The following is a 19,857-nucleotide window of genomic DNA, read 5'->3' as shown; positions in this document are numbered from 1 at the left end:
AGCAGCTGCGTCGTCCCCCTGTCGTCAGGAATGTGGAGGACCCCTGTGGGCATCCAGACCTCGCTCGACGCGCTGCGCGCGGCCGACCAGATCGTCGACGCGATGCGGCTCGCCGACGAGCTCGCGTTCGAGAGCAGCCGGGACCCGGGCGTGCGCACCCTCCGCGTGCTCACGGCCGCGCTCGACGACGACGACCAGCTGGTCGTGATCGCCGCCGTGCACGCGCTCGGCACGATCGCCGACGACGAGGCCTCCCGTGCGCTCGTGCGGCTCCTCTCGAGCGAGCGCCTCTTCGTCCGGGAGCACGCCGCCTGGGTGCTCGGGTCCGCCCTGCCCCGGGCCGAGGCGGTCGCGCGCCTCATCGGGATGACCGCCGACGGAGGATTCGGCGGCATGCTCGCGCAGCGGACGCTCGAGCAGTGGTCAACCGGCGCGCCCGAGCCCGTCGCCGTGGGCCTCGAGACGGCGCTGCTCGGCGTGCGCGACCCTGCCGCGCGCGCCCGGGTGGTCGAGACCCTGGGCCTGGTCCGGCACGTGATCGCGGTCCGACCGCTGCTCGCCCTCGCTGCCGACCACGACGAGGCGGAGCAGGTCCGCGCCGCCGCGGTCGCTTCGCTGGGCCGGCGTCCCGGGGACCACGCGGTCCTCGCGCTGCTCGACGGTCTGGCGTGCGGAGCAGACGCCCTCGCGGACGTGGCCCGTCTCGCGCTCGTCGACATCGCCGCACAGACGTCACCGGACCGGGAGTCCGCGCGCGACGGGCTCACGGTGGCCCAGCTGTTCCTGCACGCCGACATCGACGCCGGGCTCAGCGCCGCGGGCGTCGGCGACAACGGGGGGATCGCCACGCTGCTGGTGCGCCTCGGCGACGCCCTCGTCGCGCCCGGGACCGACGAGCCGACCCCGGTGACGCGCGTCCTGACCATGTCGCGCGGGTCGGTGGCCCAGGCGGCCGCGGACCTCGAGGGACTGCACGCCTCCGGCCACCTCTACGGTCGGGTGCCGCTCCAGCCGGACTCCTCGCCCTCGGCGACCGCCTGGTCGTTGCGGGTCTCCGCCCGCCGTGGGATCCGCCGGCTCCTGCGCGCCGCGGGCGGGGTCGACGTGCTCCACCTGCGCATGGCGGACGTCGGCAGCCTCGCGGCGGCGGACGTCGCGCGCGAGCTCGACATCCCGGTCGTCTTCACGGTCGCGCCGGACCCGCACGCCGTCATCCGGTCGCTCGACCTGGCCGGGCGCCTCACGCGGGCGAACTTCGGGATCGTCGACGAGGCGGAGCACTTCTGGTTCCGGGTGCGGCTGGTGCAGCGCCTCGCGGCCAACGCGTCGCACACGGTGCTGTTCCCGCGCCCCACCCTCCAGCGCGACATGCGCGAGCTCGTGGGAATCGACCTCACCGCGCACCCCGAACGGCACACCGTCGTGCCCGAGGGCGTGGACCTCCAGGTGGTCGACCGCGCCGTCGCCGAGGCGCAGGGCCATGTCGCTGGAGGCCCGGCGTCCGGCGCCCTGGCGGAGCTGCGGGCCATCGTCGAGACGCTGCCGGTCGCTCGTCGCGGTCTCCCGCTGGTGGTGAGCGTCGGCCGGCTGCACCGGGTCAAGGGGATGGCCACCCTGGTGCAGGCGTGGGCCCGGGGCGGGCTGAGCGAGCGCGCGAACCTGCTGGTCGTCGGCGGCGACCTGGACCGCCCGTCGGCCGACGAGCGCGAGCAGCTGGACCTGATGGACGCGGTCGTCCCGCCCGACCGGCGCGCGGCCGCCGGGCTGCTGCTGCCCGGTCACCGACCCAACGACGTCGTCGCCCGCTGGGTCGCCGCCGCCCGCACGGGGCTGCCCGGGCTGAGCGCACCCCGGGGCGTCTACGTGTGCTCGAGCCTCAAGGAGGAGTTCGGCATCGCCCTGCTCGAGGCCATGGCGTCCGGCCTGCTCGTCGTCGCGCCGGACGGCGGCGGACCTGCCACCTACGTCGTCGAGGGGGACACCGGCTTCCTCACCGCGACCTGGCACGCCGATCGACTCGCCGACGCGATCGACTCGGCGCTCACCGCCTCGCTCGCCGAGACGGACGACCGGCGCGCCGAGCGGTCGCACGCGACGGTCGAGGAGAGCTTCACCATCCAGCGCATGGCGCGGATGCTCGACGACGTCTACGCGCGGGTCGTGGCCGACGAGCTCGCCGCGCGCCCGTCCCTGGTCGGCGCGGGATGACCCTGCTCGTCATCAGCCCCGACTACGCCTCCCACCTGCTCCCGCTGGCCGCCCTGGCCGCGGCGTGGCAGGACGCGGGGGAGCGGGTGGTGGTCGCGTCCGGGCCGGCCACTGCGGGGATCGTCGAGGCGTCCGGCTACGAGCGCGTCCCGCTGGAGCTCGGGCGCGGGTCCAACCCCGGCGTGATCCGCGCCGAGAAGCAGCCCGGCGACGAGGCGGACTCGCTGCGCGGCTTCTTCGACGCCACCCGGCGGGGGATGGTGCCGACCCTGACCTACCAGGCGCGCGAACGGCTGGTGGACCTCATATGGCGGCCCGTCGAGAAGGCCCGGGCGACGCTCGACGTCATCGACCGGGTGCGCCCCGACGCCGTCCTGGTGGACCACCTCGCCTACAGCGCGCGCCTGGCGCTCTGGGCCGCGGACGTCCCGCACGCCGACGTGGTGCTCGGTCACCCGACCGCGCTGCCCGTGGGGCAGGAGGTGTACGGGTGCCCACCCGCCTGGCCGCGGGCGCTGCACCCGGACCCTGACGAGATGCAGCAGCTCGAGCTGCTGTGCCGCCGGGTCGCGGCGGGGTTCACCGCCGAGTGGAACACCGCGGCGGCGGAGCTGGACCCGGGTCTGCCCGCCGTGCACGACGCGTTCGCGCAGCACGGTCCGCTCGTGCTCCTGAACTACCCCGAAGAGCTCGCAGACCCGGACCGGGCTGCCCTTCTCCCGCCTCACGAGTACCTCGGCGGCTCCTTGCGCGCCGAGCCCGCCGATACCGAGGTGGACACCTGGCTCAGCAGCGGCGAGCCCTTCGTGTACGTGAGCTTCGGCAGCTTCCTGTCGGTCCGTGGGGACGTGCTCGCGCGGGTGGCCGCGGCCCTGCGTGGTGCGGGAGTGCGCGCCGCGATCGCCACCGGGTCCACCCCGGCCACGGAGCTGGGCGAGCTGCCCGCGAGCTGGCTCGTCCGCGAGTACCTGCCGCAGGTGCGTCTGCTGCGGGCAGCGGTCGCGACCGTGACGCACGGCGGCAACAACTCGGTCACCGAGGCCGTCGCGACGGCCACCCCGCTGCTCGTCCTGCCGTTCTCGACCGACCAGTTCGCCGGGGCGGCGGCTGTCGAGCGGGCCGGCGTCGGCGAAGCGCTCGACCCGAACACGGCCACGGTGGCCGAGCTCCGGGATGCGATCGAGAGGCTGCTCGTCCTGTCCGGTCCCGGTGCCCGGACGCTGGAAGCCGCAGCGCGCGGCCTCGACGTGCAGCCGGGACCGACCAGGGCCCTGCGGGCAGTGACCGCCGGCCGGCGGTAGTCGACCGCGGCAGCTGCGTGCACCCGGCACGCCGACCACGGGGCAGATCGGGACAAACTGCTGGACCGCGAGCACCTCGACGGCGCAGGCTGGGACGGGCCGTCCGGTCCTTCGCACCCCGCCCTGAGGCGCGCCCTGCTCGGTGTGCGGACGTCCAGAGGTTCGTCTCCCGGCGCGCCCGAGGAGTCCGACGATGGCGTACTCACTGGATCAGCACCAGGTCGCGCAGCTTCGCGAGCTCGTCGGTGCGGGGATCGACGGCATCGGCGACGTCGCGCTCGACGTCGACCAGGTGGCGGTGCACGAGCTGAGCCCGCAGATCGCCGGGGTGGTCGCCGACCTCGGGCTGACGGGAGTGCGCGTCACGGCGCCCCCGCGGATCCCGCTCCCGACGCCGTACCACCTCGACGTCCGCGCCTTCGAGAGCGCCCTCCGCTCGGAGCTGTGGGCGTCGGTGGCCGGGTGCGCCTACGAGCTCCGGCAGGGGGGCCGCACGGTGTTCTCCGGCTCGGTCCAGGACGCCCGGATGGCCGGCGACTCGACTGCCGGGGTCCCCGCCGTGCCGTGGACCACCCAGGAACGGATGCACGTGGCGAGCTGCAGCAAGCTCGTCACCGCGATCGCCATGACCCGGGTGCTCGCCGAGCACGGCATCGCGGCGAGCACCCCCGTCGCGGCGTACCTGCCCGACTACTGGGTCAAGGGTCCGAACGTCGGTCGGATCACGTTCGCCCAGCTCATGACCCACACGTCGGGACTGGGGACGGCAGCCACGACGGCCTCGGACTTCCCCCTGATGAAGTCCCGCGTCGCCGACGGGGTCGCCGTCGCACCCGCGTACCTGTACCAGAACCTGAACTTCGGGCTCTGCCGGATCCTGGTCGCGACGGTCAATGGCGACGTCTCGCCCGCGCTGCGGGTCGGCCTCGGCCTCGACGACGTGGTCTGGGACTCCGCGACGCTGAACGCCTACGTCGCCTACGTCGAGCAGAACGTGATGGGCCCGGCGGGCGTGTCCGGCACCGAGCTCGGCTACCGCGTCGGCCACGCCCTCGGCTACCCGTTCCCGCGGAAGATCCCCGGGTTCGCCTCGGGCGACCTCCGCTCCTGGGTGGGCGGTGTGGGGTGGCACCTGTCGGTCGACGAGCTGCTCCGTGTCATGGGCACGCTGCGCCGCGCCGGCACGATCCTGCCGCCGGCCGCTGCGGAGGTGATGCTGGGCCGCACGTTCGGCGTCGACTCCGTCATCTCGACGCGGGCCGGGGTGATCTACGAGAAGACCGGGTGGTGGGTCGACGGGGTGCGGATCCAGCACTCGGTCGCCCTGTTCCTGCCCGAGGACATGGAGCTCGTCATCCTCGCCAACTCCGGGTTCGGTGTGCCGAACGCCAACATGCTGGGGCGCGTCAGCGCCCTGTACCAGGAGTGCCTCAAGGAGCAGCCCCGCTTCCCGTCCGGACCGACGGTCGTCCCGGCGTTCGTCTACGCCGTCGAGCAAGACGGTGACCTCCTCTGGTACCGCCACGACGGCGCCGAGACGGGGGGCGGGATCGCGACCTGGCGTGGCCCGGCGACCGTCGGCGTCGGCTGGGGGACGGCGGCGCACGTGTTCCCGGCCGGTGGGGACGCCCTGTACCTGATCGACACCGAGGGGCGGCTCTGGTGGTACGAGCACAAGGGCTTCAACACCGGGGACGGCCTCGGCTCGCCGGACGGCTGGGCGGGACCGCGCCAGGTGGGGCACGGGTGGGGCGACGCCGCCCGCGTCTTCTCCGGGGGTGACGGCGTGATCTACGTCGTGGACACCGAGGGGCGGCTGCTCTGGTACCGGCACCACGGTGTGGCCTCGGGGGAGGGCCTCGAGACCCCCGGCTCCTGGTCCGGTCCGCGGGAGGTCGGCGTTGGGTGGGGAACGGCGCTGCACCTGTTCTCGACGGGCGGCGGCGTGATCTACGCGGTGATGCCGGACGGCACTCTGCGCTGGTACCGGCACGACGGGTTCGTCGACGGTCGCGGGCTCGACTCCCCGGGGGCGTGGTCCGGACCGGTCGACGTCGGCTCGGGGTGGGCGGACGTCACGCAGGTGTTCAGCCGAGGCGCCGGCGTGATCTACGCGGTGATGCCCGACGGGACGCTGCGGTGGTTCTGCCACGACGGGTACCGCACGGGAGCCGTCCAGTGGCGTGGCCCGGTCGACGTGGGGACCGGGTGGGACGCCTTCAGCACCGTGTTCGCCCTGCTGCCGCGCGAGCCGTCCCCGGTCCGCTGAACGGGCGTCACCGGGCGTCGGTCAGCGTCCGGGTCCACGTGTCGGCCAAGGACGCCTCGAAGCGTTCGGTGGTCCAGCCGCGCTCGTGTACGAGGAGGGCCCAGTGCTCGGGGCCGTTCGTGCTCCAGACGAGGTCCGCCAGCTCGTCGTCGGACACATCGGTGCGCAGCTCACCCGTCGCACGGAGGTCCGCGACGAAGTCCCGCATGTTAGCCGCCCGTCGCGAGGAGATGGTCCGCCAGAGGGCCTGACAGTCCGCATCCGACGTGGCCGCCTCGCGCAGCGCGAGGTAGACGGGCCCGAGCCGGTCCTGGATCTCGGCCACGGCGCGGGCGTAGATCGCGATCTTCTCGCCGGCGGTCGACGCCTCCCGGATCCGCCGGACGTACTCGCGCTGCGCGGCGGGCACTGCGTGGTCCGTCCCGGAGATGGCCGCCTCTGCCACCTCGCGCAGGAGCGCAGGCTTGCGACCGACGACGGCGTAGACCGTGTCGACGGCGACCTCGGCCCGGGCGGCGACCGCGGCGACGGTCGTGCCGGCGTACCCCTCGCTCAGGAACAGGTCGCGCGCGGCGCGCAGCACGGCCGACCGAGTGGCTGCGGCCCGCTCGGCCCGCTTGGGCGAGTGGTACGGCCGGGTGTCGTTGACGTCCCGTGGCATCCGTCCTACCCTTCACGTATTCGTCCGAAGGTGCTTCGGATGAAGACTAGCAGCGGTGACGAGGGAGCGGCATGAGTGTCGAGAACGTGCAGACCGTGGTCGTCGGCGGCGGTCAGGCCGGCCTGGCGGCGAGCCACGAGCTCTCCGAGCGCGGACTGCCGCACGTGGTCCTCGAGGGAGGTGCACGGGTCGGCGACTCCTGGCGTCAGCGGTGGGACTCGCTCCGGCTGTTCACCCCTGCGCGCTACGACGGCCTGCCCGGTCGTCCGTTCCCGGGGAACCCGTGGTCGTTGCCGACCAAGGACGCGTTCGCCGACTACCTGGAGGACTACGCGGCTGACCTGCGCGTCCCGGTGCGCACGGGCGTCCGTGTGCGACGCGTGTCGCGGTCAGGCGAGCACCTGCTCGTCGAGACGGACGGCGGGACCTGGCGTGCCCAGAACGTCGTGGTCGCGGCGGGGTTCGACCGCGTGCCTCGCGTGCCGGCGTTCGCCTCGTCCGTGCGCCCGGACGTCGTGCAGCTCGACGCCGGCAGCTACCGCGGGCCGCACCAGGTCGGGTCGGGCGGCGTGCTGGTCGTCGGGGCCGGCAACTCGGGGGCGGACATCGCCCTGGAGCTGGCGGCGACGCATCGCACCTTCCTGTCCGGCCGGCACCCCGGTCAGATCCCGTGGCGGATCGAGCAGCCCCTGGCGCGGCCACTGAACCGGCTCGCGTTCTGGGCCTTCAGCCACGTGCTGACGACGGGCACCCCCATCGGTCGACGCGCCCGCGCCGACGTGCTCGCCCACAGCGGTCCCCTGATCCGCGTCAAGTCCCGGGACCTCGCGGCCGCGGGCGTCCAGCGCGTGCCCCGGACCACCGGCGTCAGCGACGGGCTGCCCACCCTCGACGACGGCCGGACGCTGGACGTCTCCACGATCGTGTGGTGCACCGGCTTCGACCCCGACCACAGCTGGATCGACCTGCCCGTGCGCGACGACGCGGGCGCCCTGACGCACGACCGAGGGGTCACCTCGGAGCCGGGGCTGTACTTCCTCGGCCTGGTGTTCCAGCACGCCCTGGCGTCGTCGATGATCAACGGCGTCGGCGCGGACGCGGCCTTCGTCGCCCGGCATCTCGCCGACCGCGTCGGTCACGAGACGACGGCCGCGGTGCCGGCGTAGCCGCTAGCGTGCGCGTATGACCGCGGCGGGCCGGCTGGGTGAGTTCCTGCGAGCGCGGCGCGAACGGTTGCAGCCGCAGGACGTCGGCCTGGCCGTCGGTGCCGGGCTGCGCCGGGTACCCGGGCTGAGGCGCGAAGAGGTCGCCATCCTGGCCGGCGTCAGCACGGACTACTACCTCCGTCTCGAACAGGGGCGCGACGCCAACCCGTCGACCCAGGTGCTCGACGCCCTGGCGCGGGCCCTGCGCCTGGACACGGTCGCCACCGACTACCTGCACGCGCTCGCGCGACCGGCGGAGCGCCCCGACGCAGGCGTCGCGGGTGACGTCGTCCGGGACGCGACGCTGTGGCTGATCGACTCGTGGCCGCTCACCGCCGCCGTCGTGCACAGTCGGTACGTCGACGTGCTGGCGTCGAACGCCCTGGCGCGGCGGCTGAACCCGAACTTCCGCGTCGGCGTCAACAGCGTCCTCTCGTTGTTCACGGACCCGTCGGAACGGGTGTTCCACGCGGACTGGGACGGGCTGGCCGCCCGGTCCGTCGCCCTGTTGCGGAGCGCGGCGCAGGCAGGGGCGGGGGACGCCCGGCTGGAGGCACTCGTCGCAGACGGAGCCGCCGGCAGCGCTCAGTTCCGGGAGCTCTGGGAGCGACAGGACGTCCATCGTGCCGGGGACGGTGTGCACGTCCTGCGGCACCCGCGGGTCGGGACGCTCACCCTGAGCTATCTCAGGCTGTCCGTCGTCGGCACCGCCGGGCAGTCGCTGTTCCTCTACTTCGCGGAGCCCAGCTCGCCCAGCGCCGCAGCGATGGAGCGGCTGGCGGGCGCTGGGGGGGACCAGCAGGGCCAGGAACCGGACATTCCGGAGGTCTAGCGTCCCCCGCATGGACCTCCATCTGGCGGGCAAGGTCGCAGTCGTCACGGGTGCGAGCAAGGGCATCGGTCTCGCCGTCACACGCGCACTGGTGGGCGAGGGGGTCAACGTGGTCGCGGGCGCCCGCACGATCACGGACGAGCTCGTGGCGCTGTCCGACACCGGGCAGGTCCTTGCCGTCGCTGTCGATCTCGCCGATGCGGACACGCCGGCGGAGCTCGTGTCCCGGGCCGCGCACTTCGGCGGGCTCGACATCCTCGTGAACAACGTCGGTGCCGTGACCCCGCGGACGACCGGCTTCCTGGACGTCAGCGACGACGACTGGCTGGGCACCCTCAACCTCACCCTCATGGCCGCCGTGCGCACGACGCGTGCCGCGATCCCCCTGCTCCTGGCCCGGGGCGCGGGCACCGTGGTGACGATCTGCTCCGTCAACGCCTACCTGCCCGATCCCGGGGTGATCGACTACTCGGCCACCAAGGCCGCGGTCTGGAACCTGTCCAAGTCGCTGTCCAAGGAGTTCGGGCCACGCGGCCTGCGCTTCAACACCGTGAGCCCGGGGCCGGTCTCGACGCCGCTGTGGCTCGGGGAGAACGGGGTCGCGGCGACGGTCGCGGCGAGCATGGGCGTCTCCTTCGACGAAGCCCGGCGTCGGATCATCGCGGACGCGGGCGGGTTCTCCACCGGGCGCTTCACCGAGCCCGACGAGGTCGCCGACCTCGTCCTGCTGCTGGCCAGCGGCCGCGCGGGCAACATCACGGGAGCCGACGTCCTCATCGACGGCGGCTTCGCCAAGCAGCTCTGACCACACCACTCCCGGGGAGCACCCATGTCGAGAACGCCTGTCGTCTTCATCCACGGCCTCTGGATCCACTCGTCCGCGTGGGCGCCGTGGCTGGAGCTCTTCGAGTCGCGCGGCTACGCGCCCAGCGCGCCGGGCTGGCCCGGTGACGCGGACACCGTCGCGGAGACACGGGCCGCCGCCGACGCGCTCGACGACGTCGGGATCGAGCAGATCTGCCACCACTACGCGGACTACATCGAGACGCTCGACGCGAAGCCGATCGTCGTCGGGCACTCGTTCGGTGGGCTGATCGCGCAGGAGCTGCTCGCCAACGACCTCGCCGTCGCGGCCGTCGCCATCGACCCGGCACCCATCAAGGGCGTCAAGACCCTGCCGTTCTCCCAGCTGCGCTCCGGCTTCCCGGTGCTGGGCAACCCCGCGAACAAGAAGCGGACCGTCGCGCTCACGGCCAAGCAGTTCCGGTACAGCTTCGGGAACACCCTGACCGAGGAGGAGTCCGACGCGCTCTTCGAGGCGTGGACGATCCCCGGACCGGGCCGCCCCCTCTTCGAGGACGCCACGGCGAACTTCCGCCGCAGCTCACCCGCCGCGGTGGACACCCACCACGCCGTCCGCGGTCCCCTCCTGCTCACCTCCGGCAGCGAGGACCACACCGTGCCGAAGGCGGTGACCCTCGAGGTCGCGAAGCTGTACGAGGACAACCCGAGCTCGATCACCGAGTACCACGAGTTCCCCGGGCGAGGTCACTCGCTGACCATCGACGCCGGATGGCGCGACGTCGCCGACGTGGTCCTGGGGTGGCTCGCCGAACAGCGCCTGGACGTCCCGGTGGCCGAGGACGCCGAGAGCCCGACGACCTAGAGCCCGAAGACCTCGGTCGGCCGACCGCGGACCAGGTCGACGACGGCGTCCGCCGCCTCGTCCTCGTCGAGCCGGTGGTCCGCCACCAGCCCGGCGAGGTAGCCCGCGTCGAGCCGGCGCGCCATGTCGTGTCGCGCCGGGATCGAGCAGATCGCCCGGGTGTCGTCGATGAACCCGCTGGTCCGGGACAGGCCGGCGGTCTCGGAGACCGCGGACCGCCAGCGGCGGATGGCGTCGGGCGCATCGAGGAACCACCAGGGTGCCCCGACGTACACCGACGGGTAGAACCCGGCCAGCGGCGCGAGCTCGCGGGAGAACACGGACTCGTCGAGCGTGAAGAGCACGAGCGTGAGGTTCGGGTGGGTGCCGTACCGGTCGAGCAGCGGTCGCAGCGCGTCCGTGAACGCGCCCGGCAGGGGCAGGTCGTGACCGGTGTCCGGGCCGAACCGCGTGGCCGTCGGCCGGTGGTGACCGCGGCGGACGCCCGGGTGGAGGGTCATGGTCAGACCGTCCTCCGTCGCCATCCGGGCCATCTCCAGCAGCATGTGCCGCCGCAGCGCGGTCGTCTGGAGCTCCGGCGCCTGGCCGGCGAGCGCCGCGCGGTAGATCCGCTCGGCCTCCGCCGCGTCGAGCGGCTCGGTGCCGACGTCCTCGTGGCTGTGGTCGGTGGACACCCCGCCGTGCCGACGGAAGTGCTCCCGCCGGTCCTCCATCGCGGCGACCCAGCCCGCGTACGACCCGGTGTCGACCCCGGCGACCGCGCCCAGGTGGAGGACGTCCCGGGCCCAGTCGGGGCGGCCGGCCTCGAGGTACTTGTCGGGCCGGAACGTCGGCACCACCCGGCCGGTGAAGGACGGGTCGGCACGGAGCGCGGCGTGCGCCGCCAGGTCGTCCGCCGGGTCGTCGGTGGTGGCGAGGACCTCGATCCGGAACCGGTCGAACAGCGCCCGCGGCCGGAACGTGGGCTGCGCGAGCTGGTCGGCGATCCCGTCGTAGAGCTCGTCGGCCGTCTCGGCGCTCGGCCGCAGGTCCAGGCCGAACACGTCGACCAGCGCGCTCTCCAGCCAGTACTTCACGGGCGTTCCGCGGTACACCGACCAGTTCCGGCAGAGCAGCCGCCAGGCCTCGCGGGCCGCGTCGGGGGACAGGGTGCCCTGCCCCACCCCGAGCTGGTCGAGCGGGACGCCGGACGCGTGCAGCAGGCGGGTGACGTAGTGGTCGGGGGTGACCAGCAGCGAGGTCGGGTCGGTGAACGGCTGGTCCTCCAGGAGCAGCCGGGCCTCGACGTGGCCGTGCGGGGAGAGGATCGGCAGGTCCCGGACCTCGTCGTAGAGGCGTCGCGCGATGGAGCGGACCTCGGGGGCGGTCGGCAGCAGCCGGTCGGGGTGGAGGCGCAGGGCCTCGGCGGTCGCGATCGACACGGTCAGCCCTCTCGCGCGGCGCGACGGGCGGCGACCTCGGCCACCATCGTCTTGAAGCGGGTCTCGGTCAGCGGGTAGAAGACCATGATGATCACGCCGACCAGGATGAACGCGGCGGGGACGAAGCCGGCGATGTGGCGGATGCCGTCCTGCGTCGCCTGGCTCTGCACGTCCTGCTGCGCGATGTACCCGACGAAGCCGAGTCCGTACGCCGCGGCTGCACCACCGACGGCCTGGCCGACCTTGCGGGTGAACGAGAAGACCGCGTAGGTGGTGCCCTCGGTCCGCACGCCCGTCCGCCACTCGCCGTACTCGACGGTGTCGGCCTCGAGCGCCCACATCAGGGTGTTCACGGCCGCCATGCCGACCCCGTAGAGGCCGAAGAACGCGATGGCCAGGCCGGGACGGTCGGACGGGGTGAGGGCGATGCCGATCGCCGCGACGATCGCGATGATGCTGGCGGAGATGTACGCCGGCTTCTTGCCGACGGCGCGCACGATCCGGGGGATGAACCCGGCGACCACGAACATCACGCCGGTGCTCACGACCGTGAGGATGATGAAGTAGTTGGCGTCGCCCAGCACGTCGCGGGCGTAGTACGCCTGCACGGTCTGGAGCGTGAACATGCCGACCAGGAACGACAGCGCGCTGAGGCAGAGCATGAGCAGCGGCCGGTTGCCCTTGAGGGTGCCCAGGCTCTGCTTGAGGGTCACGTGGGCGACGTCGCGCACCACGCGCTCCTTCGAGGTGGAGAACAGCAGCATGTAGAGGCCGAACCCGATCACCACGAACAGCAGGGTGGTGAGGGTCAGCGACTGCTGGAGGTTGTCAGAGTTCTTGATCTGCGGGGCCACGATGAAGGCCAGCGCGATGATCGTCGCCGCGGTGCCCATCGACCGGAAGCTCGCGAGGCGGGCGCGCTCCACGGGCTCCTGCGTCATGGCCGAGGCCAGCGAGCCGTAGGGGATGTTCACCAGGCTGTAGGCCAGGCCGAGCAGCGCGTAGGTGGCGTAGGCGTAGATGAGCTTGCCCGTGCCGCCCAGCCCGCCGGGGACCGTGAACGTCGCCACGGACAGCAGCAGCAGGGGCAGCGAGCCGAACAGGAAGAACGGCCGGAACTTGCCCCACCGGGTCATGGTCTTGTCCACCTGGCGGCCCGCCCAGATGTCGGCGAACGCGTCCCAGACCCGCACGACGAGGAACAGCGTCCCCGCGGCGGCGGCCGAGATGCCGACCACGTCGGTGTAGTAGAGCAGCAGGAACATCGACGTCATGGAGAACGCCAGGTTGTTGCCCGCGTCGCCCGCGGCGTAGCCGAGGTAGGTGCGGAACCGGAGCTTGGACGTCGGGGCGGTGCCGGGGGCGCTGCTGGGGGTGATCGGGTCGGAGACAGCGACGGTGCTGGTCATGTCGACTCCTCGGTCGGGCCGCGGGGCGGCGGGCGTGCTGGGGTGGGGGATGGGGCTGGTCATCGCTTCGAGCTCCAGCGGCGGCGCAGCACGTGCGCGGCGGCCTTCGGGCGGCGGTCACGGGTGAACACGCCCTTCTTGTTGCCGTCCACCCGGAACACGGAGGTGGAGGACGTCGCGAAGTCGGCGAAGTTCCACACCTGCTCGCCGACGACCGCGTCGACCGCGTCGAACACGCGGTGGTTCATGTCCAGGTACTCGACCTGGTACTCCTCGGACCACGGCTGCGGGGTCAGGGAGTGCACGCCGGCCACGGTGTCGGCGCCGTACTCGGTGATGATGATCGGCTTGCCCTCGGTGGCCCACTGCTGGAGCTCGGACAGCCACGCTGCCTCCGCCGCGACGAGGTCGCCGGTGTTGACGTACCAGCCGTAGTAGCGGTTGAGCATGAGCACGTCGCCCAGCTCGGACACCTGGCACGTGCCGTGCGGCGCGAGCATCACGTTGACGAAGCCGACCGGGCGGCTGGTGTCCAGCTCACGGGTGAGGGCGAAGAGCGGCTCGAAGTAGGCGCGGGCTGCGTCGGTGTCGGACTCGGGCTCGTTGGCGATGGACCAGAGCACGACGCTGGGGTGGTTCTTGTCCCGCGTGATCAGCTCCCGGATCGCCTGCTTGTGTGCCTCCTGGCTCACGTCGTTGACGGTCTCGGGGGAGAAGGTCGTGTAGTTCTGCCCGCCGAAGATCCCGCCCGCCAGGCCCATGTTCTGCCCGACCGCGGCCACCTCGTCGATGACGACGATGCCCGTGCGGTCCGCGTAGTCGTAGACCTCCTCGGCGTAGGGATAGTGCGCGGTGCGGAAGGAGTTGGCGCCGATCCAGTCGAGCAGCTCGAAGTCGTGCACCAGGAACGCGTCGTCGTGACCCTTGCCGCGTACGGCGGAGTCCTCGTGCTTGCCGAAGCCCTGGAAGTAGAACGGCTCGCCGTTGATGAGGAACTGCGTCCCGCGTACCTCGACCGTGCGGATGCCGACGCTCTGGTGGTAGCTGTCGAGCGAGGCACCCGACGCGTCCACCAGCTCGACCTCGGCGTCGTACAGGTAGCCGTCGCCGGGGGCCCACAGGTGGGCGTCGGGGACCTCGAGCTCACCGCGCGAACCCTCGGCGGTCGCGACGGTCACCCCGTCCGCGTCCCGCAGCGTCACCCGCACGTCGGCATCGCCCGCCACGGTCACCGCGTAGGAGACGACCCCCGTGGTGCCGCGGCGGTCGGTGGTGACCACGACGTCGTCGACGTAGGTGGTCGGCGTCGCGTACAGCCAGACCGAGCGGTGCAGGCCGGCGTAGTTGAAGAAGTCGTGGAAGTACTGCTGGCGGCGTCCCTGCTCGGTGTCGTGCACGATCCCCGGGGGGATGGTCTGGAACGTCAGCTCGTTGTTCACGACGATCGTCACGCGGACCTCGTCGCCGGGGGAGACCAGCGCGGTGATGTCCGCCTCGAACGGCGTGTAGCCGCCCTCGTGGCGGGCCACCTCGGTGTCGCCCACCCAGACCACCGCGGCATGCGTCGCAGAGTCGAACCGGAGCGCGACGCGCTGGCCGGCCCAGCCGCGGGGGACTCGCACGGTCGTCTGGTACCAGGCGTCGCCCACGTGGTCGCGTCCGGTCGTCCCGACGAGAACGTCGTTGTAGCTCGCCGGGACGGGCATGGACCGGGCCTCGGCCAGCGGACCCTGGTGCCAGCCCTGCTGACGGCCGGCGCCCGTGGCGTCGAGCCGGAAGTCCCACAAGCCGTTCAGGGACTTGCGCTCGCGGCTCGTGGTGTCCTGGGGACGAAGCATCGGTGCTCTCCTCTCATCGCCGGCGAAGCATCTGCGCATCGGCCGGTGTTCCCATTGAGGACCCGTGATCCTGGGACGACAAGCGGTTGCCATGACTTGTCGCGGTGCCTACCGTTCGAGGCGTGGACGAGCGCAAGGTGCCGACGATCTACGACGTGGCTGCGGCGTGCGGCGTGGCTCCGTCCACCGTCTCCCGCGCGTTCTCCCGGCCCGGCAGGGTCAACGCCGAGACGGCGGCACGGATCCGGCAGGTGGCCGAGGAGATGGGCTACCGCGCGAACCCGCTGGCGCGGGCGCTGCCCACCGGCAAGACGTCGCTGCTGGCGCTCGTGGTCTCCGACGTGACCAACCCGTTCTACTTCGAGATCATCCGCGGCGCGGAGCTGGCCGCGACGGAGGCGGACTACACGCTCCTGGTCGCCGACGTGCACGAGTCGGCGGTGGCCGAGCGCAAGGCCCTCGAGCGTGCGCTCCCTCTGGTCGAGGGCGTCGTGCTCGGCACCTCCCGCATGTCGGACTCAGCCATCCGGGTGATGGCCCAGCAGCGCCCGACGGTCGTGCTCAACCGGGTGCTCACCGGGATCCCGAGCGTCATCACCGACAACGCCCGGGGCGCGCGGCGCGCCGTGGAGCACCTCGCGTCGCTCGAGCACCGGAGCATCGGCTACCTCGCCGGGCCGGAGGCGTCGTGGGCCGACGGCATGCGCTGGCGGGCGATGCGCGAGGCGGCGGAGATGCTGGACCTGCGGGTGCAGCGGTTCGGGCCGTTCGCGCCGACGCTCGCAGGGGGTGGCGAGGCGGCGCCCGTCGTCGCGGGATCGAACGTGACGGCGGTGGTGGCGTACAACGACCTCGTGGCGATCGGGCTGATGCGCGAGCTCGCGGCACAGGGCGTGCGGGTGCCGCGGGACGTCAGCGTCGTCGGGTTCGACAACATCTTCGGTGCCGAGATCTGCTCGCCCGCCCTGACCACGGTGGCTGCGCCGCTGGCGGCCCTCGGCAAGTACGCGGTGCAGACGCTGCTGGCCGGGATGTCGTCCCGCACGCCGCCCCAGGTCCGCCCCGCGCTGCTCCCGGCCGAGCTGGTCGTCCGGGACTCGACGGCGCGGCGGGCGCGCCGCCGGCGGTCCTGACCGGCCCGGCAGGACAAGTCACGGCAACCGATTGCCATTGCCGGGCCGGGTGTCGCTCAATGGAGGAGGACCGACGAGGGTCCGACGACCAGGAGGTGAGCCGTGCACGACGGAACAGGCTGGGAGCGCACCGAGCCCCCCGCACCGGTACGGATCGTGCACCTCGGGCTGGGCGCCTTCGCCCGGGCCCATCTCCTCTGGTACACCCAGGCGGCCAACGAGGTGGGCGGCGCCGAGCAGTGGGGCGTCGCCGCCTTCACCGGCCGGTCCGCCGCCGCGGCAGAGCCGCTGGCGCGGCAGGACGGTCGGTACACGCTGCTGGTCCGCTCGCCCGAGGGCGATGCGCCGACGACGATCGACGCCCTGGTGGCCGTCCACGACGGTGCGGACGCCGACGCCTGGCGTGAGTACTTCCGCCGGCCCGAGGTCGGGGTCGTCACCCTGACCGTCACGGAGGCCGGCTACCGACTCACGTCGGACGGCGCGCTCGACCGGCACGACCCTGCGGTGGCGCTGGACGTCGAACGCCTCCGCGCCGGGGGCGACGCGCTCACGGCACCGGGCCGCCTCGTCGACGGGCTGCGTGCCCGACGCGAGGCGGGGACCGGGCCGATCGCGATCGTGAGCTGCGACAACCTCCCGGACAACGGCCGCGTGGCCCGCCAGGTCACGCTGGACCTGGCCTCCGCGGTGGACGAGGCGCTCGCCCGCTGGATCGAGCAGCAGGTCGCGTTCGTCTCGACGATGGTCGACCGGATCACCCCAGCCACCACCGAGGCCGACCGCGCGATCGTGCGGAAGCTGACCGGTCGGGAGGACAGGTCGCCGGTCGTCACCGAGCCCTTCAGCGACTGGGTGCTCGCGGGCGAGTTCCCGGCGGGCCGCCCGCGGTGGGAGGTCGCCGGCGCGCAGCTGGTCGACGACCTCGAACCGTACGAGCGCCGCAAGCTCTGGCTGCTCAATGCCGGCCACTCCCTGCTCGCGTACGAGGGCCTCGCCCGCGGCCTGTCCACGGTGGCCGAGGCGTTCGCGGATCCCGACTGCCGTGCCGACCTCGAGCAGCTCTGGTCCGAGGCGGCCGACGTGCTGAGCCTGCCGGTCGACGACGCCACGGCGGCCCTGCGAGCCCGGTTCGCCAACGCCCGCATCGAGCACCGCCTAGCGCAGATCGCCAAGGACGGGTCCGTCAAGCTCCCCGTCCGGGTCATGGCCGTCGCCCAGCAGCGCGCCGCCGCCGGGCTTGCCGTGGGACGCGCGGGGGCGGGGGTCGTCGCCGCCTGGATCCACCACCTCGAGCGCGTCGACGCGTCGTCGTCCGATCCCGGCGCCGCCGACCTCGCCGAGCGGCTGCGCGGACAGGGCAGCTCCGCCCGCGCCGACCTGGCCCTCGACCTCATCGCCCCCCGGCTCGCCCGCAAGGACGTCTTCGCCCGCCACGTGGCCGAGCAGCTCGCCGTCCACCGCCCCACCCATCACACCCTCGCAGGAGCCCGACCATGAAGATCGTCGCCGCCGACGTCATCGTCACCAGCCCGAACCGCAACTTCGTCACCCTGAAGATCACCACCGACGAGGGCCTGACCGGTCTGGGTGACGCCACCCTGAACGGCCGTGAGCTCGCCGTCGTCAGCTACCTCAAGGAGCACGTCGCCCCCCTGCTGATCGGCCGCGACGCGAGCCGCATCGAGGACGCCTGGCAGTTCCTGTACCGCAGCGGGTACTGGCGCCGCGGCCCGGTGACCATGGCCGCGATCGCCGCGGTGGACATGGCCCTGTGGGACATCAAGGGCAAGGCCGCCGGCATGCCGGTCTACCAGCTGTTGGGTGGCGCGAGCCGCAACGGCCTGATGGCGTACGGGCACGCGTCCGGCATCGACCTGCCCTCCCTGTTCGACTCGATCCGCGCGCACCAGGAGCAGGGCTACCGCTCGATCCGCGTGCAGACCGGCGTCCCCGGGCTGAAGGCGATCTACGGCATCGCCGCGCAGTCCACGGGGGAGGAGCGGTACGACCACGAGCCCGCGCAGCGCGGCGCGTACCCCGCCGAGGAGGACTGGGACACCCGCGCGTACCTGCGCCACCTGCCGACCGTGTTCGAGGCCGTGCGCCACGAGTTCGGACCGGACCTGCCGCTGCTGCACGACGGCCACCACCGGATGACCCCGATCCAGGCGGCGAAGCTGGGCAAGTCCCTGGAGCCGTACGACCTGTTCTGGCTCGAGGACTGCACGCCGGCCGAGAACCAGGAGGCCCTGCGACTCGTCCGCCAGCACACCACGACCCCGCTGGCCATCGGCGAGATCTTCAACACCGTGTGGGACTTCCAGTCGCTCATCAAGGAGCAGCTCATCGACTACGTGCGCGCCGCGTCCACCCACTTCGGCGGGATCAGCCCGCTGAAGAAGGTGATGGACTACGCCGCGCAGTACCAGGTGAAGTCCGGGTTCCACGGGCCGACGGACATCTCGCCGGTGGGCCTGGCCGCCCAGATGCACGTGGGCCTGGCCATCCACAACTTCGGCATCCAGGAGTACATGCAGCACGGCGCCAAGACCAACGCGGTGTTCCAGCAGTCGTTCACGTTCACCGACGGCTACCTGCACCCCGGCGACCAGCCCGGCCTCGGGGTCGAGCTCGACGTGGACGAGGCCGGCAAGTACCCGTACGAGACCGCCTACCTGCCGTACAACCGGCTGGCCGACGGAACGGTCCACGACTGGTGAGCCGCGTCGTCGTCATGGGGGTGTCCGGCTGCGGGAAGTCCACGGTCGGGTCGCTGCTGGCCGACCGGCTCGGCGTCCCGTTCCTCGACGCCGACAGCCTGCACCCGCCCGCCAACCTCGCGAAGATGGCGGGGGGAGTGCCGCTGACCGACGCCGACCGGTGGCCGTGGCTGCGGCTCGTCGGGTCCGCGCTGGCGGGGGCCCCCGACGGGACCGTCGTCGCGTGCTCGGCCCTGCGCCGCGCCTACCGGGACGTTCTGCGGGAGGCTGCCCCGGACGTCCGCTTCGTGCACCTCGTGGGCACGCACGCGCAGCTCTCGGCGCGTATGAGCTCCCGCGAGGGGCACTTCATGCCGGCGTCCCTGCTCGACACCCAGCTGGCCACGCTGGAGCCGCTCGAACCGGACGAGCAGGGGATCGCACTCGACTGCACGCTCGACCCTGCCGAGCTGGTGCAGAAGGCCACGCTGGACTCACCGGCCCGCGTCAGGACCTGACGTCGGGCTCCGGGCTGGTGGGCAGGGAGTGGTAGAGGTCGAAGGCGAGCTCGGCCGCGCCTTCCGCGTCCGCCGCGGCGCAGAGGCGGATCAGCTCGTCGTGCCGGGCGACCGAGGCGCGACCGCTCGGTGAGGTGAACCGGAGCCGTTCGGCACGGCGCAGCACGGGCGTGAACTGGTCGAGGACCGCGGCGAGCGACCGGTTGCGGCTGACCGCCACGGGCACGGCGTGCAGCGCGTCGTCGGCGCGCAGGGCCGCCTCGACGTCGCCGTCGTCGATCGCCAGCGCGAAGCGCCGGTTCGCGTCGCGCATCTCCGCGAGGTCTGCCTCGGTCAGTCCCGGCACGGCCACGCGGACCGCCAGCTGGTGCATCGCGGCGACCACGTCCCGCGCGTCCCACACCGCGCGCATGTCGAGGGTGGTGACGGTCGTCGAGCGCCCGGGCGATGCCACGACCAGCCCCGCGTGCGCGAGGCGCAGCAGAGCCTCGCGGACCGGCGTGCGGCTGACGCCGAGCCAGGTGGCCAGCTCGAGGTCCCTGAGCTGTTCGCCCGGCTCGAACGTGCCGTCGACGATGGCGTCGCGCAGCCGGCGGTAGACGTCGTCGCGAAGGAGCGTGCGGTCGACGGCGGGCGCGTCCTGAGGGATGGGCATGCAATATATGGCACCGGCCCGAGGCCGGACGTCAAGTCG

Annotated in this window: 16 protein-coding genes; 11 read left to right on the top strand and 5 right to left on the bottom strand. The window is 72.8% G+C overall.

Annotated elements, in window-relative coordinates; translation table 11 throughout:
* Positions 1-45 precede the first annotated feature (45 nt).
* The 3 genes from ACO06A_RS20045 (at position 46) to ACO06A_RS20035 (ending at position 5,778) form a co-directional block, all read left to right on the top strand.
* Entirely contained in the window at positions 46-2,208 is a 2,163-nt protein-coding gene (locus ACO06A_RS20045; RefSeq protein ID WP_421733938.1) for a glycosyltransferase, read from the top strand.
* Complete coding sequence (locus tag ACO06A_RS20040) at positions 2,205-3,509, top strand: glycosyltransferase (protein WP_421733936.1); 1,305 nt, start codon at positions 2,205-2,207, stop codon at positions 3,507-3,509. The genes ACO06A_RS20045 and ACO06A_RS20040 overlap by 4 nt, the downstream gene beginning before the upstream one ends.
* A 193-nt stretch (positions 3,510-3,702) precedes the next feature.
* Positions 3,703-5,778, top strand: coding sequence for a tachylectin-related carbohydrate-binding protein (locus ACO06A_RS20035; RefSeq protein WP_421733935.1), 2,076 nt, complete (start codon positions 3,703-3,705; stop codon positions 5,776-5,778).
* A 7-nt stretch (positions 5,779-5,785) separates the two neighbouring features.
* Here ACO06A_RS20035 and ACO06A_RS20030 read toward each other — a convergent pair whose 3' ends face one another.
* Complete coding sequence (locus tag ACO06A_RS20030) at positions 5,786-6,439, bottom strand: TetR family transcriptional regulator (RefSeq protein ID WP_421733934.1); 654 nt, start codon at positions 6,437-6,439, stop codon at positions 5,786-5,788.
* A gap of 71 nt (positions 6,440-6,510) precedes the next feature.
* Between ACO06A_RS20030 and ACO06A_RS20025 the strand changes: the two genes are divergently transcribed.
* The 4 genes from ACO06A_RS20025 to ACO06A_RS20010 are packed head-to-tail and all read left to right on the top strand — an operon-like array spanning position 6,511 to position 10,142.
* On the top strand, positions 6,511-7,605 hold the full coding sequence (locus tag ACO06A_RS20025) for a flavin-containing monooxygenase (protein WP_421733932.1): 1,095 nt from the start codon (positions 6,511-6,513) through the stop codon (positions 7,603-7,605).
* A 16-nt stretch (positions 7,606-7,621) separates the two neighbouring features.
* Positions 7,622-8,476: a helix-turn-helix domain-containing protein gene (locus ACO06A_RS20020; RefSeq protein WP_421733931.1), complete on the top strand. Its 855-nt coding sequence runs from the start codon at positions 7,622-7,624 to the stop codon at positions 8,474-8,476.
* A gap of 10 nt (positions 8,477-8,486) precedes the next feature.
* A complete protein-coding gene (locus ACO06A_RS20015) occupies positions 8,487-9,281 on the top strand; it encodes an SDR family NAD(P)-dependent oxidoreductase (RefSeq protein ID WP_421733930.1) in 795 nt (264 codons plus the stop codon).
* A 24-nt stretch (positions 9,282-9,305) separates the two neighbouring features.
* The gene (locus ACO06A_RS20010) at positions 9,306-10,142 is read left to right on the top strand and encodes an alpha/beta fold hydrolase (protein ID WP_421733929.1); all 837 of its coding nucleotides are present in this window, start codon (positions 9,306-9,308) and stop codon (positions 10,140-10,142) included.
* Here ACO06A_RS20010 and uxaC read toward each other — a convergent pair.
* From uxaC to uidA, 3 genes are read right to left on the bottom strand one after another with little or no spacing between them, the layout of a single operon-like run.
* Positions 10,139-11,563: a glucuronate isomerase gene (gene uxaC / locus ACO06A_RS20005; protein ID WP_421733927.1), complete on the bottom strand. Its 1,425-nt coding sequence runs from the start codon at positions 11,561-11,563 to the stop codon at positions 10,139-10,141. The genes ACO06A_RS20010 and uxaC overlap by 4 nt on opposite strands.
* Positions 11,564-11,565: 2 nt before the next feature.
* Positions 11,566-12,972: a glucuronide transporter gene (gene uidB / locus ACO06A_RS20000; protein ID WP_421733926.1), complete on the bottom strand. Its 1,407-nt coding sequence runs from the start codon at positions 12,970-12,972 to the stop codon at positions 11,566-11,568.
* A 59-nt stretch (positions 12,973-13,031) separates the two neighbouring features.
* Positions 13,032-14,810 (bottom strand): beta-glucuronidase, encoded by a 1,779-nt coding sequence (gene uidA / locus ACO06A_RS19995; protein ID WP_421733925.1) that lies wholly within the window; start codon positions 14,808-14,810, stop codon positions 13,032-13,034.
* 122 nt (positions 14,811-14,932) lie between these two features.
* Here uidA and ACO06A_RS19990 point away from each other — a divergent pair, with 122 nt between their 5' ends.
* From ACO06A_RS19990 to ACO06A_RS19975, 4 genes are all read left to right on the top strand, one after another.
* Positions 14,933-15,943 (top strand): LacI family DNA-binding transcriptional regulator, encoded by a 1,011-nt coding sequence (locus ACO06A_RS19990; protein WP_421733924.1) that lies wholly within the window; start codon positions 14,933-14,935, stop codon positions 15,941-15,943.
* A 102-nt stretch (positions 15,944-16,045) separates the two neighbouring features.
* Positions 16,046-17,443: a mannitol dehydrogenase family protein gene (locus ACO06A_RS19985; protein WP_421733923.1), complete on the top strand. Its 1,398-nt coding sequence runs from the start codon at positions 16,046-16,048 to the stop codon at positions 17,441-17,443.
* Positions 17,440-18,666, top strand: a complete 1,227-nt coding sequence (gene manD / locus ACO06A_RS19980) for a D-mannonate dehydratase ManD (protein ID WP_421733922.1) — start codon at positions 17,440-17,442, stop codon at positions 18,664-18,666. The genes ACO06A_RS19985 and manD overlap by 4 nt, the downstream gene beginning before the upstream one ends.
* On the top strand, positions 18,663-19,163 hold the full coding sequence (locus ACO06A_RS19975) for a gluconokinase (RefSeq protein WP_421733921.1): 501 nt from the start codon (positions 18,663-18,665) through the stop codon (positions 19,161-19,163). Before manD ends, ACO06A_RS19975 begins: the two co-directional genes overlap by 4 nt.
* Here the strand turns inward: ACO06A_RS19975 and ACO06A_RS19970 are convergent.
* Complete coding sequence (locus ACO06A_RS19970) at positions 19,153-19,818, bottom strand: GntR family transcriptional regulator (protein ID WP_421733920.1); 666 nt, start codon at positions 19,816-19,818, stop codon at positions 19,153-19,155. The genes ACO06A_RS19975 and ACO06A_RS19970 overlap by 11 nt on opposite strands.
* Between the last annotated feature and the right edge of the window lie 39 nt (positions 19,819-19,857).

Origin of the sequence: Cellulomonas sp., from assembly GCF_965229465.1 — a bacterium.
GTDB lineage: Bacteria > Actinomycetota > Actinomycetes > Actinomycetales > Cellulomonadaceae > Cellulomonas.
The sequence above is the reverse complement of the archived record's forward strand: the minus strand, read 5'-3'. Positions and strand labels throughout refer to the sequence as shown.